The following is a 16189-nucleotide window of genomic DNA, read 5'->3' on the forward strand; positions in this document are numbered from 1 at the left end:
TTGACTTCCTCGTGATGGAGGGATTCCGCGCTAAAAAAAACTTCTGGGTGGACCCTCCGACGCGCCAAGAAAGAACTGCAATGGGTACTGCTGATCCGCCTTGGCTCCTGCCCGACCTGCGGTAGGCCGGTCATTCTACCGGACACTTAACGGAGTAGTACTAGGAGCTGCGGTCTCCCTTGTCGGCGATCCAGCTGTGCGCCGAGTGGCTGGCGGGTGATGGCCCCACGGCCGACGCCGGCCGGTACAAGAAGATGTTGGCCATCCTTGACCGCCAGGTCTCCGCCATGGGCGGGATGGTCGAGGACATCCTCAGCATGGCCCTCCTCAGGGCCGACCGGCTCACCCTGAAGGTGGACCTGGTCGACCTCTGCGAGCTTGTCCGGGAGAGGGTTGAACTCGCTCGTCTTCGCTCGCCCGAGCGAAAGATCCGCCTCGACGGCCTCAGCCGCTACGTGATCACGGCCGATCGCGTCAGGCTTGGACAGGCCGTCGACGCCATCCTTGGGAGCGCCCTCGAGTACTCAGCCCTGGGGACGAAGGTGCGGGTCGAGGTCAGGCAGCGGAAGCCGGAGGGAGTGACGGTCTCCATCCGGGATCGGGGGCGGGGCATGGCGCCCGACGAATGTGAGAAAGCCTTGAACTCTTCTACCATTCACCGGACCACCCCAAGCACGGCCTTGGGATTGGCCTGCACGTGGCGAAGACGGTGTGCAAAAGCATAAGGGCAGGATCCTGCTAAAGAGTAAGCTGGGGATGGGCAGCGAATTCCGGATCGAACTCCGGGGCTTGAGGGGAGGGGCGCCGGGGAACGAGGCGCCGGAAAAGCAGGCCCCAGGGGATGAGGTCACCCGATCGATCCATCCCGGCGCGAAGACGGTCACCAGGGAAACGAGCCCGGCTGGGCTCGTTTCGGTTTTGTGTGACTCCGTTCCTGTGGCTCAGTCGGCCATCCCCGGGGACGACAGGAGAGGGCGACTAAACTTTCGTCCTTCAATTGTCAATACAAGAGCTTCAGCCGTCGACTCTATTCGACACGCGGCATTCCGCCCAAGGAGGGAAACTCTTCGCACAATGAAGGCCAGATTCAGACTAACCTCGCACCCAAGCTCCTCGCCTCCTACCCAGCCCTCGCCGTGCTCATCGGTCTCGTCAGCCTCATCGGAATCACCACGTCCAAGGGCGTCGAAAGCAAGTACACTGACATCGTCGACCGTCAGGAGAAGATCGTCCAAGCGGTCGAGAACCTCGAGCGGCAGGTCGACGCATCGGGCCTGGACCTCGGCTGGTTCGCCCTGACTTCGAACCAAACCTGTCTGGAAAACCTCAGTGCCGACAAGGCCAAGGCCGACACCGACGTGGCCGAGATATTACGGCGGCCCCAAGAGCTGATGAAGCCGTAGGCCAGTCTCCGTGCCTGAAGATAGGTCCTGTACTGGGGAAAAGCTTCACCGGCAGCCAAGAACAGGGACTCGAAGGCCTCGACCAAAGTGGTCACGGCCGATCCCGGCCCAAGAGCCCGTACGTGTTCTTACCCGTCTTCACGAACCGCCTTTGGTTAGCCACCTTCTTCATCACGGCCGAGACCAACGAATCGCGGCTGACGGAGACCCCGAATACCACCTGGATCTGCTCAACAATGTCACGGATGTGCAACGGGTGCCCCGATCGGGCCAGCACTTCATAAGCCATATCGGTTTGCGACATACTCTTACCCTCGGCATCTTGACTCTCTGCAGCCGGTGATCTCCCGAAACCCTCTCTCTCACGGCGCAGTTCTCTAATCGCTCGCAATTGGGCTCTAAGGAGCCTTTCGAGGACGTCGAGAACTTCGTCATCAGCGGACTCGCTTGACATGAACACACCCCTCCAATCTAAGGTAGCGTGATACCACAAAAGAGTCCTTCTGTCAAGAAGAATGCCAACGATTTAGACTCTTTTTGCGGAAATGGCCAAACTAATGGGCCCTCCCAGACCGGTCTGTTGAGAAACCCCGATTGACCAGTGATGGTCAACCGAGGTTTTTCGTTGTCGCCCACGGGCTTGAGCCTTGTCACGCCGAAATTATCCAGTAGGGATGCATGAAAGGGTGGCCTTCGATGATTGACGAGCAGAATAAGATGCAGCCAAGGCTGCTGTACACCTGGACGATTACGTTCCAAGAGACCACCTGCTCCGCCTTGTCAAAGAGAGGATCGACTTCAAATTCGTCCGGGACAGAGTCCGTTACCTGTACAGCGAAAAGGGTCGCCCGTCGATTGATCCTGTCAGGCTGGTCAAGATGTGGCTGGTTGGTTACCTATACGGGATCCCGTTGGAACGCCGCTTGGAGCAGGAGATCAAGTTGAACCTGGCCTATCGCTGGTTCCTCGACCTGCAGCTCGACGAGCGGATACCGGATCACTCCACATTGTCCCGGAACCGGAATGAGCGGTTCGCCGGCACGGACCTCTTTCTGGCCATCTTCGAGGAGATCGTTGAGCAGTGCAAGACTGCGGAACTGGTCCAGGGCGAGGCCGTTGTAACCGACTCCACTCACACTAAGGCCAATGCAAGTTGCGACAGCAAGGAGACTGTCGTAGTGGCAAAGACTCCGCGAGACTACTGTGCTCAGCTGGAAGATGAGGCAAAGGAGATAAACGAGGAGAACGGGCGGTCGAGAGGTGGCGGCGGAAGACGTGGGCCTGAGCCCCAGCCAAATGGACCGCAGGTACGCGAACGGGGCAGAAGCGCAACCGATCCGGATGCGGGGAGGCTCGCCCGGCCAGGGAAGCCGCATGGGTTTCACTACCTGGCACACATGACTATCGAGCCGACCCACGGGATCATCCTCGATGCTGATGTGACCGCGCCCGACATCTCAGACCATGAACCGTACGTCGAGTGTATCTGCCGGGCCCAAAAAAGGCACACCGCCATTCGGGAAGCCGCGGCTGATGGCAGGGGCCTAGAACAGGCCGTCCTAGCCGAACAGCTGTTTTTCCCTATGCAGGGAGGCAAGATTAGAGAGGGCGACAACGAAGAAACGGTGGCGGACATTGTCCGTCACCGTTTTTCTCAACAGGCCCAGACGGGAGGGTCGTTCTTTGGACTGTCTCGCACCGGGTCCGGCGCGATGGGAAGAGTCGTCTGGGGCTCCGGGTCTGGAATCGCCCAATTGGGGGGCGCCGTTCACTCTATGGTGGCAATCATCGACTCAAACCGCACTGTCATGACGCGCACTTCACGCCGGACCAATGTCGGGACTGCGGCGGGCGTGGCAAAATGGCCCACGCAGGGGGGGTCCGGTCGGCTGAATGGACTTGGCTCAAATCGGTGGCCGCGGGGAGTCTGACGCAGAAAAGTCCAATTACAGTCGTGAAGGATGACACAGGGAATCCACTCCTGACCAAGGCGGAGGAGAGCCGCCGCTCGGTGATACCCGTCGAACAAGAACATTCGACCGTTGACTTCAGCCACGCGAACGGCTAGCGGAGGGGCGACCGGAATTGCCCCGACTTGATTCTGGAAATTGACCATCCACGTCACCCCGAGGTCGCTATGGACCAGACTTGCAGCCCCGGGTCCCGCAGAGTTCAGTTGAAGCACATCGGCCCTCAGGGGCAGGCAACCTTCCAGCAATGAGGCTGTCTCCGCCTTAGCGAGTCTTTCCACCCAGTGCTCGACACGGGGTAGTGAGACGTGAATGGCCAAGCTCAACAGAGGTCTGATTTCGACAATCCGGATGGACCACCCAAAACCAGCGACCATGGGGCCAAAACTCCCGTGTTTCGGGACCTGGATCAGATGCCCTCGGGCAGAAGCCGGCAATTCCCTGATCTCCGGGAATCCGGGGTTCGAGCACACAGGCTTGAAGGAGTCACGTGACCTCCCCCACAGGGACGCCAACGCCTCAGGTGAGTGAGTCCCCGGGCCTGAGGTCGCCTCCATCTGGGCCCCGGCCTCCTCTAGGGTCATCACTCCAAGCAGCGACAGCGCGGGCTGAAGTTGTGCCATCATGTCATCTCTCCAAATTGTGCAGTTGCGCGTATGATGACTGCATAGCCTCTTTCTGGCAATAGCAGGGGCATTTGGGTGCCTTGTTTCGTTTTCGGGGGAACCCAATCGATGGGCCCCTGAATGCCTGCATCATGAACTGGTTGTCCAAGTGGTCCATCATAGCCACTTCCTTCAGCACCTCTCCGGCCACCAAGGCCCCGGTCAGCGAAGAAACGAAAGCCGCTGAGCCTTCGATCTGTGGCGATGAGTCTCCAGCCGGCAGTCTAATCCGCCCGCAGATGTCTTCCGCCCAGAGCGTTCGTAGGGACTTGCGTCTTGAGACGTCAATTCCTTTTAGCCCCAGCCGCGACCCAATAGCGGCCAGTTCCCACGGTGAGAAGGGACGGTCATCACTAAGCCGATCAATCACGTCTCCCAGCGGGATACCTAGAACCTTGGCAATCTCGATTTCCCTACCGTATGAGTCTTCCGTAACCGGATGGAGACATCCCAAGCAGGCCCCGTCCGTGAACGTGTGGCGGCTTATTCCGATGACCGGGCCTGCCGTCGCTCCATCAATGATGACCCTGGGTAGATCCGTCTGGATGGCCGCCCGGACCTCTTCGTTGTCAACGCTTGAGACCACGATGTCCCAAGGCCGGCCGAACTGCCTCACGAATTGACGGTAGGTCATAGGAGCCGCAATGACCGACATCCCCTGTCGTCTGTCGAGGAAGGTCTTCACAACCTCCACTTTCGCACTGCCTACTGTCGACTTTGGAGCTATCAGGAAACGGTTTAGGTTGGACTCGTCGACTTGGTCCGGGTCGACGAGGGTCAAGCTCCCTTCCAGCCCGGGGACCCAACTGATAATTGCTGCGGCGGCTGAGCCCACCCCACCGAGCCCGATCATGACCAGATCTTCGACCAGTAAGGGTGATGGGAGGGCGGGGTTCGCACCGTCATGCAGGTAGGAATAGGCCGACCACTCCAGACTATCAGGCCCGCCGAGTCGCCGCAAGGAGGCGGGTGGCATCAGCGGTTCAATGGCCCGTGCAAACAGCTGAGCGGTACCAACGCAGGCCGCGACAACGCCGCCAAGCGGGTTATCGGAGTCCGCCACACTCACGCTACCCGGCCGAGGCCCCTGAGCAAACTTAGCCACCCAGCCGTCGCAGCCGATGGTCACCACATGTCTTGCACCGTAGACGTGATCCACGGTCCCTATGGCCATCATCAGATCGCAGGCTTTCCCCGGCACAATTTCCCCGGTCCCTAGGACGGCATACGGAAACCCCCATCTGGTCTCAAACTCGGAGTAGAGCGGCCCGAGCAATTCGCTACCCAATGGTGGCAGGAGGGCAACCCGCGGAAACGTGCGGGCAAGCAGGTTGAGAGCAAACACGGTGATCGCACGCACCAGGGGTGTTGCGAAGGCTTCCGTCGTCGTAGCTAAGCCCACAGTCACATCGAGCGAGGCTAGCCCTGCTTGCTCCGCCTTCAGGCCGCTCATGTCAATGATTAGTCTCTGTGTGCGATCCAGGAAGGCCGGAATTGTCGTTACAGTCATCAGGGGTCATCCCCTTCATTTGAGTGGCAGGTACACCGCACCCGTGCATCGCGGGTCATTCAACGCCTTGTCCAGGTTCCCGAGAACCGCCCCAATGTGAATCTCTTCGGTTCCCAGATACTTCAGGGCGTCTGTCGAGTCCGGGACGAAGCTTCTGATGCCACTCAAGCAGACAAATGGTCGAGAGCCATTCGTCCTAAACACGTAGTTGCCGTCAAAGGGCCATTTCGCCTCGGCCGGTCGCTGTAACGCGGGCAGGAAATGGACGGCGACAGGCATGAGAGGATACTCGTCGGCAACTATGGCGAGGCGGAAGACCTCGCCTGTTGCTCGCTGCACCATGTCGACGGTTAGGTTAACGCCGGTCAGGTTGATTGTCCAACCGGCAGCACGGATACGCTGATCAAGCTTTCTCAAGTGAGACGAAAGCAGTCGATGGGTAGCTAACGGATGCATCCTTACCCCACCCGGGGCCGGCGTTCCAAGCGCACCCTCGAGCCATTGCGGATTGAAGTATTCTCGATCTTGGACTCCGGATCCAGACGCTGCCCCTCAAAGGTGAGGTCATAGACCCGGATGTCGACCCCAATACCCAACTCCCTAGCTGCTTCGCGCATCAGGTGCTCGACCTTGTTTTCTACGTTGGCTTTGACCAACACGGTCTCCCCGTCCATGGTCTCGACGGTCACTTCGACGGTCTTCTCACTCACGGCTTGTACCTCCCGGTTAGGATTCCTCTGAAACACATTCTCGGCGAACCTGGCCCACCTGTTGCAGGCCACAGTTGCCTCCTCGCCCCTCTCTGCCGACCGGTGCAGAATCCGACAACGGGTGCAACAGGATAGCGGCTTTCGACGAGTAATACCTCTTGGAAGGTTCCGGGTTTCCCGAGGAGTGATCGTGGGGGGTGAGGTTCGTTCCCGACAGAGTCACTCGCGGTGAACTGGATACCCACGCTGAGGAAACCGATGAGGAATGGGCATCTCGATTTGTCCGGTTCGGAAGCATCTGGCTGCTCCCGGACTCACTAACCGGGGTCATAACCAGGGAAGGCAGGAGTGGTCTGCATCCTTGGGTCGTAGTCGGCGAGTACCGCGCCCCGATGCCGATCGTCAGTTGTGCCCTTGGGACTACCCAAAGGCACGGCCGAACGTCTATCAGCATACCTGCGGGGAGTGTCTACAGTCTGCCTGAACGAACTCATATCGTGCCCAGAATGAGGAGACCATTGAGGGTCGCTTGGCTTAGGGCATACAGGGATCAGTCTAAGGGCCAATTGGCGGAGCCCTTTCTGGAGCAACTCCGCCAAGCCCTCATGCAGTTGGAAGGCGGGCGGTAGGAGTTGCCTGATCTCGATGGCCTGAGGCTGGAATATTCCCGCCAGGGACTAACCCAGGGTCTCTACGATACCGTCCGCAAGGCGGTAGCGGCGTTCGTCTGGGTGAGAAGACCCCCAAGCTGGCGAGGACTCGACGGTCGCTGGGATGCCGACGCCATCTTGGCCCTTACTGACGACCTGCTAATAGGGCCTTTATCGCGCTCTAAGCTTGGTGACCTGTTGACTACCGCCTCCAACTTATCCGAGTTTGAGAAAGGCCTTGAGCATGTAGTCGGAGACCATCTTCGAAGAACGACAGGCCGCGGCCCCCTGGGCAACCTGAAAGAGCAGATAATTCGCGCGCTTGAGGCGAGCACCGACTTTGTCGCTCTTTCGAAGAGAGGTCGCCGAAGAGAATGGGTGTGGGGACTCGCCAAGTGGGAACACGACGCTGAGAGAGCGGGGGATGCGGCGAACGTCGGTGATGCTGTGCGCTTCCTTAGGACAATGGTCAGGCCCAGATACGGTCCTTCGGCCGGCAAGCGTCCGCCAGCCATACGCCCTAAGGACTTGAAGGAGTTCTTGGCACAGCTATTCGAGTCTACCGGAGAATACTGGGTGCTAAAGGACATAATGTATCTGATAGCCGACACCGTCGGACTAACGTCAGAGGGAACCTATCCCGTCCCTGATCTGTCATGGGTAATGGGTCAGAGCGTGGATCCCCTTGACATGGTCGAGCACTCAGAGGCCAGGGGATTGGCCCTCCGCTTTTTCGTGGGGTGTTCTCCACCCGAAAAAGCCATCCTACGCGGATTAGCGTCTGAGATGGGGAACCTAGACATGGTAGCCCAGGGTAGTGGCTTATCAAAGGCGACGGTATCTCGTCGGTCTCGGGCTCTCCTGAGAAGGCTCCATACCGCTTGCGGTGAGCCCGGGGAGACTCAAGCCGTATGGCATGAACTCATGGACGTAGCTGTTGACACGGAGGTCTAGAGGAGGGTTATCATGCATCGTGAGGTCTGCCCGTCCAACGGCAGGCTACTCGCTTTCCTATTGGGCGAGATGCCGTCAGAGGAAATGGGCGAGTTGAGGCAACACTTTGATCGCTGTAAAGACTGCCAATCACGCCTCGTGGACCTGCGAGCAGCACTGTGTGAGGATTTGGGGTTCCTAAAGGAACAAGTGCCTGAGATAGTGTCCGCCGTTCACACGCCCCGGGCCAAGCACGGCTTCGATAAGGAAATGCCTTCCCGAGCAAGTGCTGGGGACTTATACCTGGTGCGTTCAGCTGAGGGGAGCGTCAGACGACTCGTTCTGTGCCTGGACTCCCCGGAACCCAATGAGCCTGTCGTCGCTGCGTTGATATCGGGTGAGCTGGAAATGGCGTCAGACCAGGATATGATTATTGGTGAAGAGGATTCTCCCGTGGGCTTCTCAATAATGGTGGAGTCGTGGAATCAGTTCCCTGTAAGAGCCTATCAAAGGGAGAAGTTCTTCGGGTCTGTGGATAAAGAACTGGTTCTTGCTGTCACGCGGCTAGGTCGGTCCCCGAATGCAGCACCTTATCCGGGGCTTCGAGTAGGCATCGGACTAGCGAACTCAGATGATCCACGCATTGGTTTTCAGCTGTCAGAAACGGACGCAACAGGGGCCTTGAGTGCGCCCTCTTTCGATCTAACTGTTGAAGAGAGTCCAGCCATTAGCAACCAGGTTGATAATGAGCACAGGCAGTCGGGCTTCCGGCGTTTGGTTGACCTTCAGGAACAGCTATTTGACTATGCCCTGGTGCATTGGAGCGTTGGGCTTTCCGAACAGGCTATGACCACCTGCGCAGCGGCTTGCACTTATGGAACGCAGGTGGCAGCAGACTTTGCCATTCATGGGGATGTTGGCCCGTGGTCAGCTCTCTGCTTGGATTTCGGCAGCAGTGCCCTGACTGTAAGCCGGCTGGATGCTTCCACAGCCTCTCTGGTCTTTAGCGGAAGCGGGCCAGGTAGTCAGTGTCGGCTAGGGCCCAAGGAATCTTTGGAAACCGAGACCGTTTTGGTGGATGGCATACCTACGGTGATGGACATGGATGAGTTGGCTGCGGTAAACACGGTTATTGTTGATAAGGGCCGCCCAGGAGAGGAGAGCAGGCATGAGTGACAAGGGCTTAAGAGGACAGCATCTGGACATACGTGTTGGCGATTCGGCGGCCGCAAGCCGCCGGAAACCCACAAGAATCAGAACTGTCTACGTGCGTAGGAAAGCCTTCGACGACACCTTATGCTCACTGCGATTGGCCGCCCCCAGGGAGGGTTACCTTGTATGGACGGGCAGAATCAGCAACGGTGAGGATGCCGTCATTCAGACCGCCTTCCCATTTTCTGGGTACGCCACCAAACGGTATGCAGAGGCTAATGGCCGTGATCTCGACCGGCTCAGACAGCACCTTCTTCAAGCTGGCGACTTCGTATTCACACAGGTTCACAGCCATGCTGGCGTGGCTTTCCATTCCCCAACCGACAATATCCACGCTTTCTCTCTGAAAAGAGGCTTTTTCTCTATAGTCGTCCCGGATTTCGGGCGAGCCCAGATGAAGGACCTCACCGGCTGCGCGGTATACGAGTTGGCCGACAAGTGGCAGCGCCTCAGTGACGATGAAGTCCTGAGACGATTCGTGCTTATTGAGTAAGGGCTTTCGCTCTTCTCCAGCCTTACAGATGCTGACTCTTGCGGCTGATTTTTGTTCGGGTGAACGGGGACTAGAGCGAGTGGCAGCCGGGATTCCGCCAGCTGCCACTTGCCTTCTTCATGGGTCGCCGTGCCCCGAGTTGCGGGTGGAAGTACGAGGTTCGTCTGATTCCAGATACAGTAAGCGCAATCTGAGCAATGGATTGTCCGCAGGCTAGACCGGCTCGAACCTGGCCGTGAAGTGGCGCAGGACGGGCGGCTCGTAGGTGAAGCGGAGGCCGCGGATGGACTCGCGCCGGGCGTGGACCCGCTTGACCACTTCGGCCACGTAGTCCAGGTGCGACTGGGTGTAGACGCGGCGCGGGATGGCCAGTCTGACCATCTCCAGGGCCGGGTAGATGTTCTCGTGGGTGGCCGGGTCACGGCCTTCCAGGACGGTGCCGATCTCGACCGTCCGGACCCCGCCCTCCACGTACAGTTCGACCGAGAGGGCCTGAGCCGGGAAGTGGTCTTGGTGGAGGTGCGGCAGGAAGCGCTTGGCATCCAGGTAGACGGCGTGGCCGCCGATGGGCTCGATGATCGGGACGCCCGCGTCGATGAGCTTCTGGCCGAGATAGCGGACCTGCCCGATACGGGCCTTGAGGTACTCCTCGTCGAGGACCTCGTCGAGGCCGCGAGCCATCGCCTCGAGGTCGCGACCGGCCAGCCCGCCGTAGGTGACAAAGCCCTCGAAGAGGATGGCCCAGACCGAGCACAGGTGGTAGGTCTCCTCAGAGCGGAGGGCGACGAAGCCGCCGATGTTCACCAGAGCGTCCTTCTTGGCGCTCATCGTGCAGCCGTCGGCGTAGGAGAACATCTCCTTGACGATCTCGGGGATGGACCGGTCGTGCTGGCCGGGCTCCCGCTCCTTGATGAAGAAGGCGTTCTCGGCAAAGCGGGCGGCGTCGAGGAAGACCGGCACGCCGTAGCGGTCGGCGATCTCTCTGACCCCCCGCAGGTTGTTCAGGGAGACGGGCTGGCCGCCGCCGGAGTTGCAGGTGATGGTAACCATCACCATCGGCACGTCGGCCCTGGCCGTCCCATCCGGGCCGACCTTCGAGGCCAGGAACTTGTCCAGCTTCTTGAGGTCCATGTCGCCCTTGAAGGGGTGGTGGGCGACCGGGTCGTAGACGGCGTCGATGGCCAGGTTGACCGCCCTCGCCCCGCGGTGCTCGACGTGGGCCTTGGTCGTGTCGAAGTGCATGTTGTTGACCACGGCCTGGCCCGGCTTGACCATGGTGGCGAAGAGGACGTGCTCGGCGGCCCGCCCCTGGTGGGTCGGGATGACGTAAGGAAACCCCATCACCCGGCGGACCGTGTCCCTCAGGCTGTAGAAGTTGCGGCTGCCGGCATAGGCCTCGTCGCCGGCCATCAGCCCGGCCCATTGGCGGTCGGACATGGCCGAGGTACCGCTGTCGGTGAGGAGGTCGATGAAGACGTCCTCGGAGGGCACGGCGAAGAGGTTGTAGCCGGCCTCCCGGACGATTCGGACGCGCTCCTCGATGGTGGTCTTCCTGATCGGCTCGACGACCTTGATCCGGTAGGGTTCGGGTTCGAAAGTCGGACCCACGTGGTCACCTCCAAGTTTAGGTCGGGCTTCCCTGATGGATTTCTTTGGCCGCCGGTCGTTTCCTCCACGGATTGGGTCCCGTCCGTTCCTCCCCGGATTCCTCCGGGGCCATGACGGGAAGAGTAGTACCGGACCCAGCTTGGCCATAAACCTGAAGGGGGCATTGGAAGTGCCAAAGCCAAAGGCGGCCGTAGTCTATTACAGCTCCACCGGGACCAACTACCACCTGGCGTCGGCGGCGGCGGAGGGGGCCGACGTCTACATCTTCAGCACCCCGACCCGCTACGGAACCATGGCCGGCCAGATGAAGCAGTTCCTCGACACCACCGGGGGCCTCTGGGCCCAGGGAAAGCTGGCCAACAAGGTGGCCACGGCGACCAACGGCGACGTCGGGGATAAGGAGCTGGCGGCCGCTCGCCACCAGGCCAAGTGGGCGGTCCAGGTGGCCGAGTGGATCATGGCCGGACACGAGGCGGCCTCGGTGGGGGCCAGACACTGAGCGACAAGGCGGCGAAGGGCGAAGGACGAAGGGCGCCCCCCCGGAAGGGAGGGGCGCCTTGAAGGAGTTGGGGGGGGGGCGGTCCGTCCCCCCGAAGCCTGGTCCAATAAATGGATAGTCGGACCAGACTTCCGAGAAGGGGGGCACCCCCTGCCGTCCCCCGCTCGGACTCGCCCCGGGGCTCGCCCCGGAACTCGCCCCGGGCCCTGGCCGGACCGTTCCGGAGCGCCGCCCTAGGCCCGGCCGGTGGCCAGCTTCTCCCGCCCGCCGCTGAGCTCGTAGATCCAGAGAGCCGCCAGGTGGCTGGCGACGGCCAGGACGAAGGTCCAGAAGACGTTCCATTGCAGGTAGATGAGGAGCTCCAGGGGGGAGACGAAGGGGTACTGGATGAGGGTGGCCCCGACCGAGAACATGAAGATGTAGAAGACCCGGGAGACGTTGTTCACCGGATAATAGTGGATGAACAGCATGACCTCGGGGATCCAGACCAAAAGGACGAAGAACGGGATGCCGTAAACGGTCGGGCCGGCGAAGGCCAGGCGGTAGCGCCACAGACCAAGGACGTCCACGGCCAGGTACTGGATGGCCAGGGTGTAGAAGAAGCCGGCGACGAAGCCGTACGGCAGGAGGCCCAAGAAACGGCGGCGCAAGAGGAGTAAGGCGACGGCGTAAGCCCCGACCAGCAGGATGACCCAGGCCCAGACCGGGTTGACCAGGAAGACCAAAGACAAAACACCCCCCGCGGCCTAGTCTCCCCATGGCCGGCGGGGGATATTTTTGTCGTCACGGGTGGCCGCTCTTCTTGTTGCGGATGGCCGCCTCGCCTTGGTTATCGCCGGGCGACCGCGCCCTCCCCGACCACCTGGACCTTCAACAGGTTGGTCGAACCGGGCACGCCCACCGGGACGCCGGCGGTGATGACCACTGTGTCGCCCTTCTTGATCAGACCGGCCGCCAGCGAGCGGTCGACGGCCGCGGTCAGCATGGCATCAGTGTCGGTGATCGGCGGGATGATCACCGGCTGGACCCCCCAGACCAGCGTGAGGCGGCGGGCGACCCGCTCGTGCGGCGTGGCCGCCAGGAGGGGCAGGCCGGGGCGGAAGCGGGCGATGGCCCGGGCGGTGTGGCCCGAGGCGGTCGCCGTGAGGATGGCCGCCGCTCCGAGCCTGGCGGCGACGGCGCAGACGGCGCGGCTGATGGCGTCGGTGACCCCGGTGTCCTCGCCCCCCACCGTCTTCTCCAGGAAGGCCTGGTGATCGAGGGCTGTCTCGGCCCGTTCGGCGATGCGAGCCATGGTGGCCACCGCTTCCACCGGATGCCTGCCGATGGCCGTCTCGGCCGAGAGCATCACCGCGTCGGTCCCATCGAGGATGGCGTTGGCCACGTCACTGGCTTCGGCCCGCGTCGGGACGGGCTTTTCGACCATCGACTCAAGCATCTGAGTGGCCGTGATGACCGGCTTCCCGGCCGCCCTGGCTTTGGCGATCATCGACTTCTGGAGGAGCGGCACCTCTTCGGCGGGAATCTCGACGCCGAGGTCGCCGCGGGCGACCATCAATCCATCGGTGGCTTCCAGGATGGCCTCGAGGTTGGCCAGGCCGTCGGCGTTTTCGATCTTGGCGATGACCGGCTGGTCCCCGCCGATGTCGGCGATGGTCCGTTTGATCTCCCGGACGTCTTCACCCCGGCGGACGAAGGAAGCGGCGATGTAGTCGATCCCGGCCCGCACGGCGAAGGCGATGGCCAGACGGTCCTTCTCGCTTAGGGCCGGCAACCCGAGGCTGGCCCCGGGGAGGATGAGCTTCTTCCCGTCCAAGAGATGACCGCCGGCGAGGACCCGGGCGACGACCACCGGCCCCTCCACCCTGACGGCCTCGAGGACCAGGTTGCCATCGTCCATCAGGATGCGCTGCCCGGGGCGGACATCGCCGGCCAGTCCGGCGTGGTCGGTTCTGACCGTCAGAATGGCCTTCGGTGACGCGGGTGCGGGCCCGACGGGGGACGGCGCGGCCGCCGGACCCGCGGCCGCCGGGACGAAGGCCAACTCCTGCCCGGCGACGATGTCCGCCCCGCCGGCGGGAAGGCCGGAGGTACGGACCTCGGGCCCGGCGATGTCGGCGATGGTCGCCAGACGCACGCCCAAGGCTTCGGCGGCCCGCCTGGCTGCGTTCAGCCTGGCCTGGTGTTCTTCGTGGCGGCCGTGGGCCAGGTTCAGGCGGACGACGTTGAGCCCGGCCCTGAGCATGGCCTCCAGCGTCGACTGATCCTGGCTCGCCGGCCCCAGGGTGGCGATGATCTTGGTGCGATGCACCCGGACCCCTCCTCACGTGGATCGCAACCTAAGCAAACAAAAACAGACGTCTGACGACGCCTGCGGTCGGTCGGCTCTCACCCCGCGGTGGCGGCCCGATCCATCCGGGCCACGGCTTGGCGCCGCCGGCCCTACCGGCCGAGGACGCTGAACAGGATGTCATGGGCTTCTTCGACTTCTCCCTCGGGCACCAAGACCTCGACTGAACCCGACGCCCCCAGGTGTGGAACCCCGAGAGTCCGCAACATCACCAGCACGCCTTCCTTACTGAGGATCTCCTTGAGCATCTCGGCGATGGACATGTTGGGGGCGATGTAGACGACGGTCCACACGCTTGCTCAGGCCCTCCTTAGAACTGCTTAGCGAGTGTCGGCTGGGGCTTGGCCGGTTCCGCCGCTAGCTAGACTAGTGTTTGACCGCGCGAGCGTCGGCTATTCCTTCGTTACCTGTCCCTCTATTCCTCTTTTTCGGCCGCGCAGCCCAAGATTTACTGGCCCGCGCGGGGTCCTTGGGCGCTTCGTTCGCCCCATTGGTCGGTAATTCCTTCTTTGCCGAACCGGTCATAATAGGGAGGATGCCGAAGAAGGCAAAATCGCGGGGTGCACGGAGGTGTCTCACTTGACCAAGGAGACGGCAAACGAGCAAGGCAAGAGGGTTCAGGGACCGCCGGAAGGGCTGGTCATCGAGGAACTGAGGGATACGGCCAAGGCGCCGTCGGGGCCGCCCAAGACGGCCTTCGAGCGGCTCCAGCAAATGGTCTCGACGATGAAGACGACGGCCCGTTCCGAGCAGATGGTCACCGAACGGGAGCTGCAGAGCGCTCTCAGCCTGGCCTCGGAGAAGGTCGGCGACGCGCAGCGGATGGAACAGATCGCGGCTCAGATCGACAAGGTCATCGGATCGTTGCACGAGGGCAGCGAATCGGTCAAGGCCAACCCGGCGTCCTTCCTGCGACCGGTCGAGCAGTTGCGGACGAAGATCGGCGAACAGCAGCTGATGGCCGGGGCCACCGTGACTCGCTCGCTCCAGCAGGCCGTGGCGGCGATGGCCGAGGCCCAGGCGGCGATGATGCAAGGCGCGGCCCTCACCGGTATGGCCGCACAGGTCAAGGAGTTCGAGGAATCGACCAGGCTCTTGACCGGCGTCGGGACGGGCTCGTCCGGGTCCGGACCGGGCTCGTCCGGGTCCGGGCAAGGCGGCCAGAGCTCCGGCGGCGGGCAGTCGCGGACCCCGGACAAGGACAAGGAGTCGCGGCAATTGCCGATCCTGTAGGGCCCGCGGTTTCACGATTGGCGCGGGCCTCTCGCGTGGGCCAGCTTGGCCGCGGCGGCCGCGGCCACCCCGGCGATCAGGTCGTCGAGGAAGGTGTGGACCTGCCAGGGCTCGCCGCGACAGCCGTCCGGCGGGGCTCTCCGGCCGCGTTCCCCCTTGCCCCGGCCATGCAGCCGCCCCAGCACCCCCGGCTTCTCGTGATCCAGGTAGCCGAAGTTGGTCAGGCCGATCGACCCGTAAACGTTGATTATCGACAGGGCCAGGATCTCATCGACCCCGAAGAGCGGGTCGTCATCAGCCACGACGGTCAGGAGGGGCTCCGGAAGGAGCCCCTTTTCGGCCAGCACATCAAGGGTCACCCCGGTCAGGATGGCCTGCTGGACTTCTCGCTTTTGCAGGACCCCGCGCACACCGGCCAGGCACTCGGCCGGGGTCAGGTCTGGGCAATGCTTGCTCTGCAGGGCGTGGACGATATCGGCGACCTCGGTCAGCTCCACCCCGCGCTCGGCGAGGACGGCGATGACCAACTCATCGGTGCATAGGAGACGGCCCTCGGGCAACCAGCTTCCCCCCCACCCACGAAACGCTTCACTATATGCGGTGGGGGTTGGTGTGCCGCACATTATCGGCGCCGATGGTCTCGCTGAGCTTGTCCAGGAGGGTCTCCCGGCCGTCGACCCAGAAGGCCGGCTTGAGCCTGATGACCCGTCCGGTCTGGCCCAGATGCAGGAACACCGGGCATTTCCCCGGGTGAGCCTGGAGGAGCCGCCGGAGCTCGGGGGCGAGGACGTCGGCCGACGCAGCGGCCGGGTCGACATCGGCCAGGCGCAGGTGGAGGGCCGGTTCTCCCCCGCCGCCGACACCGCCGCCGGTGCCCAGGGCGACGACGCTCTCGGCGATGACCTTGATCTCCGGTGGGGCGTCGCCGCTATCGCGACCGGCCCTGCCCTCTT

At 62.1% G+C, this 16189-nt stretch carries 18 protein-coding genes; 8 read left to right on the plus strand and 10 right to left on the minus strand.

The window, feature by feature from the left end; translation table 11 throughout:
- The first annotated feature begins 167 nt into the window (after positions 1-167).
- Both VGL40_05950 and VGL40_05955 read left to right on the plus strand, forming a co-directional pair.
- Positions 168-725, plus strand: a complete 558-nt coding sequence (locus VGL40_05950) for a HAMP domain-containing sensor histidine kinase (GenBank protein ID HEY3314813.1) — start codon at positions 168-170, stop codon at positions 723-725.
- A 411-nt stretch (positions 726-1136) separates the two neighbouring features.
- Positions 1137-1403, plus strand: coding sequence for a hypothetical protein (locus VGL40_05955; GenBank protein HEY3314814.1), 267 nt, complete (start codon positions 1137-1139; stop codon positions 1401-1403).
- Between the two features lie 91 nt (positions 1404-1494).
- Here VGL40_05955 and VGL40_05960 read toward each other — a convergent pair whose 3' ends face one another.
- Positions 1495-1707, minus strand: a complete 213-nt coding sequence (locus VGL40_05960; GenBank protein ID HEY3314815.1) for a winged helix-turn-helix domain-containing protein — start codon at positions 1705-1707, stop codon at positions 1495-1497.
- Positions 1708-2257: 550 nt separating this feature from the next.
- Between VGL40_05960 and VGL40_05965 the strand changes: the two genes are divergently transcribed.
- A complete protein-coding gene (locus VGL40_05965; protein ID HEY3314816.1) occupies positions 2258-3334 on the plus strand; it encodes a transposase in 1077 nt (358 codons plus the stop codon).
- Between the two features lie 666 nt (positions 3335-4000).
- Here VGL40_05965 and VGL40_05970 read toward each other — a convergent pair.
- The 3 genes from VGL40_05970 to VGL40_05980 are packed head-to-tail and all read right to left on the minus strand — an operon-like array spanning position 4001 to position 6258.
- Complete coding sequence (locus VGL40_05970; protein ID HEY3314817.1) at positions 4001-5548, minus strand: ThiF family adenylyltransferase; 1548 nt, start codon at positions 5546-5548, stop codon at positions 4001-4003.
- A gap of 15 nt (positions 5549-5563) precedes the next feature.
- Positions 5564-6004 (minus strand): hypothetical protein, encoded by a 441-nt coding sequence (locus VGL40_05975; GenBank protein HEY3314818.1) that lies wholly within the window; start codon positions 6002-6004, stop codon positions 5564-5566.
- Positions 6005-6006: 2 nt separating this feature from the next.
- Entirely contained in the window at positions 6007-6258 is a 252-nt protein-coding gene (locus VGL40_05980; protein HEY3314819.1) for a DUF2604 domain-containing protein, read from the minus strand.
- A gap of 632 nt (positions 6259-6890) precedes the next feature.
- Here VGL40_05980 and VGL40_05985 point away from each other — a divergent pair.
- The 3 genes from VGL40_05985 to VGL40_05995 are packed head-to-tail and all read left to right on the plus strand — an operon-like array spanning position 6891 to position 9546.
- Entirely contained in the window at positions 6891-7862 is a 972-nt protein-coding gene (locus tag VGL40_05985) for a hypothetical protein (protein ID HEY3314820.1), read from the plus strand.
- A gap of 12 nt (positions 7863-7874) precedes the next feature.
- Positions 7875-9017: a hypothetical protein gene (locus VGL40_05990; protein ID HEY3314821.1), complete on the plus strand. Its 1143-nt coding sequence runs from the start codon at positions 7875-7877 to the stop codon at positions 9015-9017.
- Positions 9010-9546, plus strand: a complete 537-nt coding sequence (locus tag VGL40_05995; GenBank protein HEY3314822.1) for a hypothetical protein — start codon at positions 9010-9012, stop codon at positions 9544-9546. Before VGL40_05990 ends, VGL40_05995 begins: the two co-directional genes overlap by 8 nt.
- Positions 9547-9759: 213 nt before the next feature.
- Here VGL40_05995 and VGL40_06000 read toward each other — a convergent pair whose 3' ends face one another.
- Positions 9760-11154, minus strand: coding sequence for a tryptophanase (locus VGL40_06000; protein ID HEY3314823.1), 1395 nt, complete (start codon positions 11152-11154; stop codon positions 9760-9762).
- Positions 11155-11323: 169 nt separating this feature from the next.
- Here VGL40_06000 and VGL40_06005 point away from each other — a divergent pair, with 169 nt between their 5' ends.
- Positions 11324-11653 (plus strand): NAD(P)H-dependent oxidoreductase, encoded by a 330-nt coding sequence (locus VGL40_06005; GenBank protein HEY3314824.1) that lies wholly within the window; start codon positions 11324-11326, stop codon positions 11651-11653.
- Between the two features lie 233 nt (positions 11654-11886).
- Here VGL40_06005 and VGL40_06010 read toward each other — a convergent pair whose 3' ends face one another.
- The 3 genes from VGL40_06010 to VGL40_06020 form a co-directional block, all read right to left on the minus strand.
- Positions 11887-12378 (minus strand): hypothetical protein, encoded by a 492-nt coding sequence (locus VGL40_06010; GenBank protein ID HEY3314825.1) that lies wholly within the window; start codon positions 12376-12378, stop codon positions 11887-11889.
- A 104-nt stretch (positions 12379-12482) separates the two neighbouring features.
- Positions 12483-13964, minus strand: a complete 1482-nt coding sequence (pyk, locus tag VGL40_06015) for a pyruvate kinase (GenBank protein ID HEY3314826.1) — start codon at positions 13962-13964, stop codon at positions 12483-12485.
- Positions 13965-14095: 131 nt separating this feature from the next.
- Positions 14096-14296, minus strand: a complete 201-nt coding sequence (locus VGL40_06020; protein ID HEY3314827.1) for a DUF2007 domain-containing protein — start codon at positions 14294-14296, stop codon at positions 14096-14098.
- A gap of 286 nt (positions 14297-14582) precedes the next feature.
- Here VGL40_06020 and VGL40_06025 point away from each other — a divergent pair, with 286 nt between their 5' ends.
- Complete coding sequence (locus VGL40_06025) at positions 14583-15236, plus strand: hypothetical protein (protein ID HEY3314828.1); 654 nt, start codon at positions 14583-14585, stop codon at positions 15234-15236.
- Between the two features lie 11 nt (positions 15237-15247).
- On the opposite strand, the gene VGL40_06030 is transcribed toward VGL40_06025, so the two are convergent.
- Together VGL40_06030 and VGL40_06035 are read right to left on the minus strand one after the other, a co-directional pair.
- On the minus strand, positions 15248-15796 hold the full coding sequence (locus VGL40_06030) for a phosphatidylglycerophosphatase A (protein ID HEY3314829.1): 549 nt from the start codon (positions 15794-15796) through the stop codon (positions 15248-15250).
- Positions 15797-15827: 31 nt separating this feature from the next.
- A partial coding sequence (locus VGL40_06035; GenBank protein ID HEY3314830.1) for a hypothetical protein occupies positions 15828-16189 on the minus strand: 362 nt, incomplete at its 5' end.

It is taken from the genome of Bacillota bacterium, assembly GCA_036504675.1.
In the GTDB taxonomy this organism is placed as follows: Bacteria; Bacillota; Sulfobacillia; order JAJYWN01; family JAJZPE01; genus DASXUT01.

What these genes read in the sequence shown, in the direction of transcription:
- VGL40_05990 (HEY3314821.1), top strand. Translation starts at nt 7,875, where the DNA reads ATGCATCGTGAGGTCTGCCCGTCCAACGGCAGGCTACTCGCTTTCCTA.
- VGL40_05960 (HEY3314815.1), bottom strand. Translation starts at nt 1,707, where the DNA reads ATGTCGCAAACCGATATGGCTTATGAAGTGCTGGCCCGATCGGGGCAC.
- VGL40_05995 (HEY3314822.1), top strand. Translation starts at nt 9,010, where the DNA reads ATGAGTGACAAGGGCTTAAGAGGACAGCATCTGGACATACGTGTTGGC.
- VGL40_05975 (HEY3314818.1), bottom strand. Translation starts at nt 6,004, where the DNA reads ATGCATCCGTTAGCTACCCATCGACTGCTTTCGTCTCACTTGAGAAAG.
- VGL40_05970 (HEY3314817.1), bottom strand. Translation starts at nt 5,548, where the DNA reads ATGACTGTAACGACAATTCCGGCCTTCCTGGATCGCACACAGAGACTA.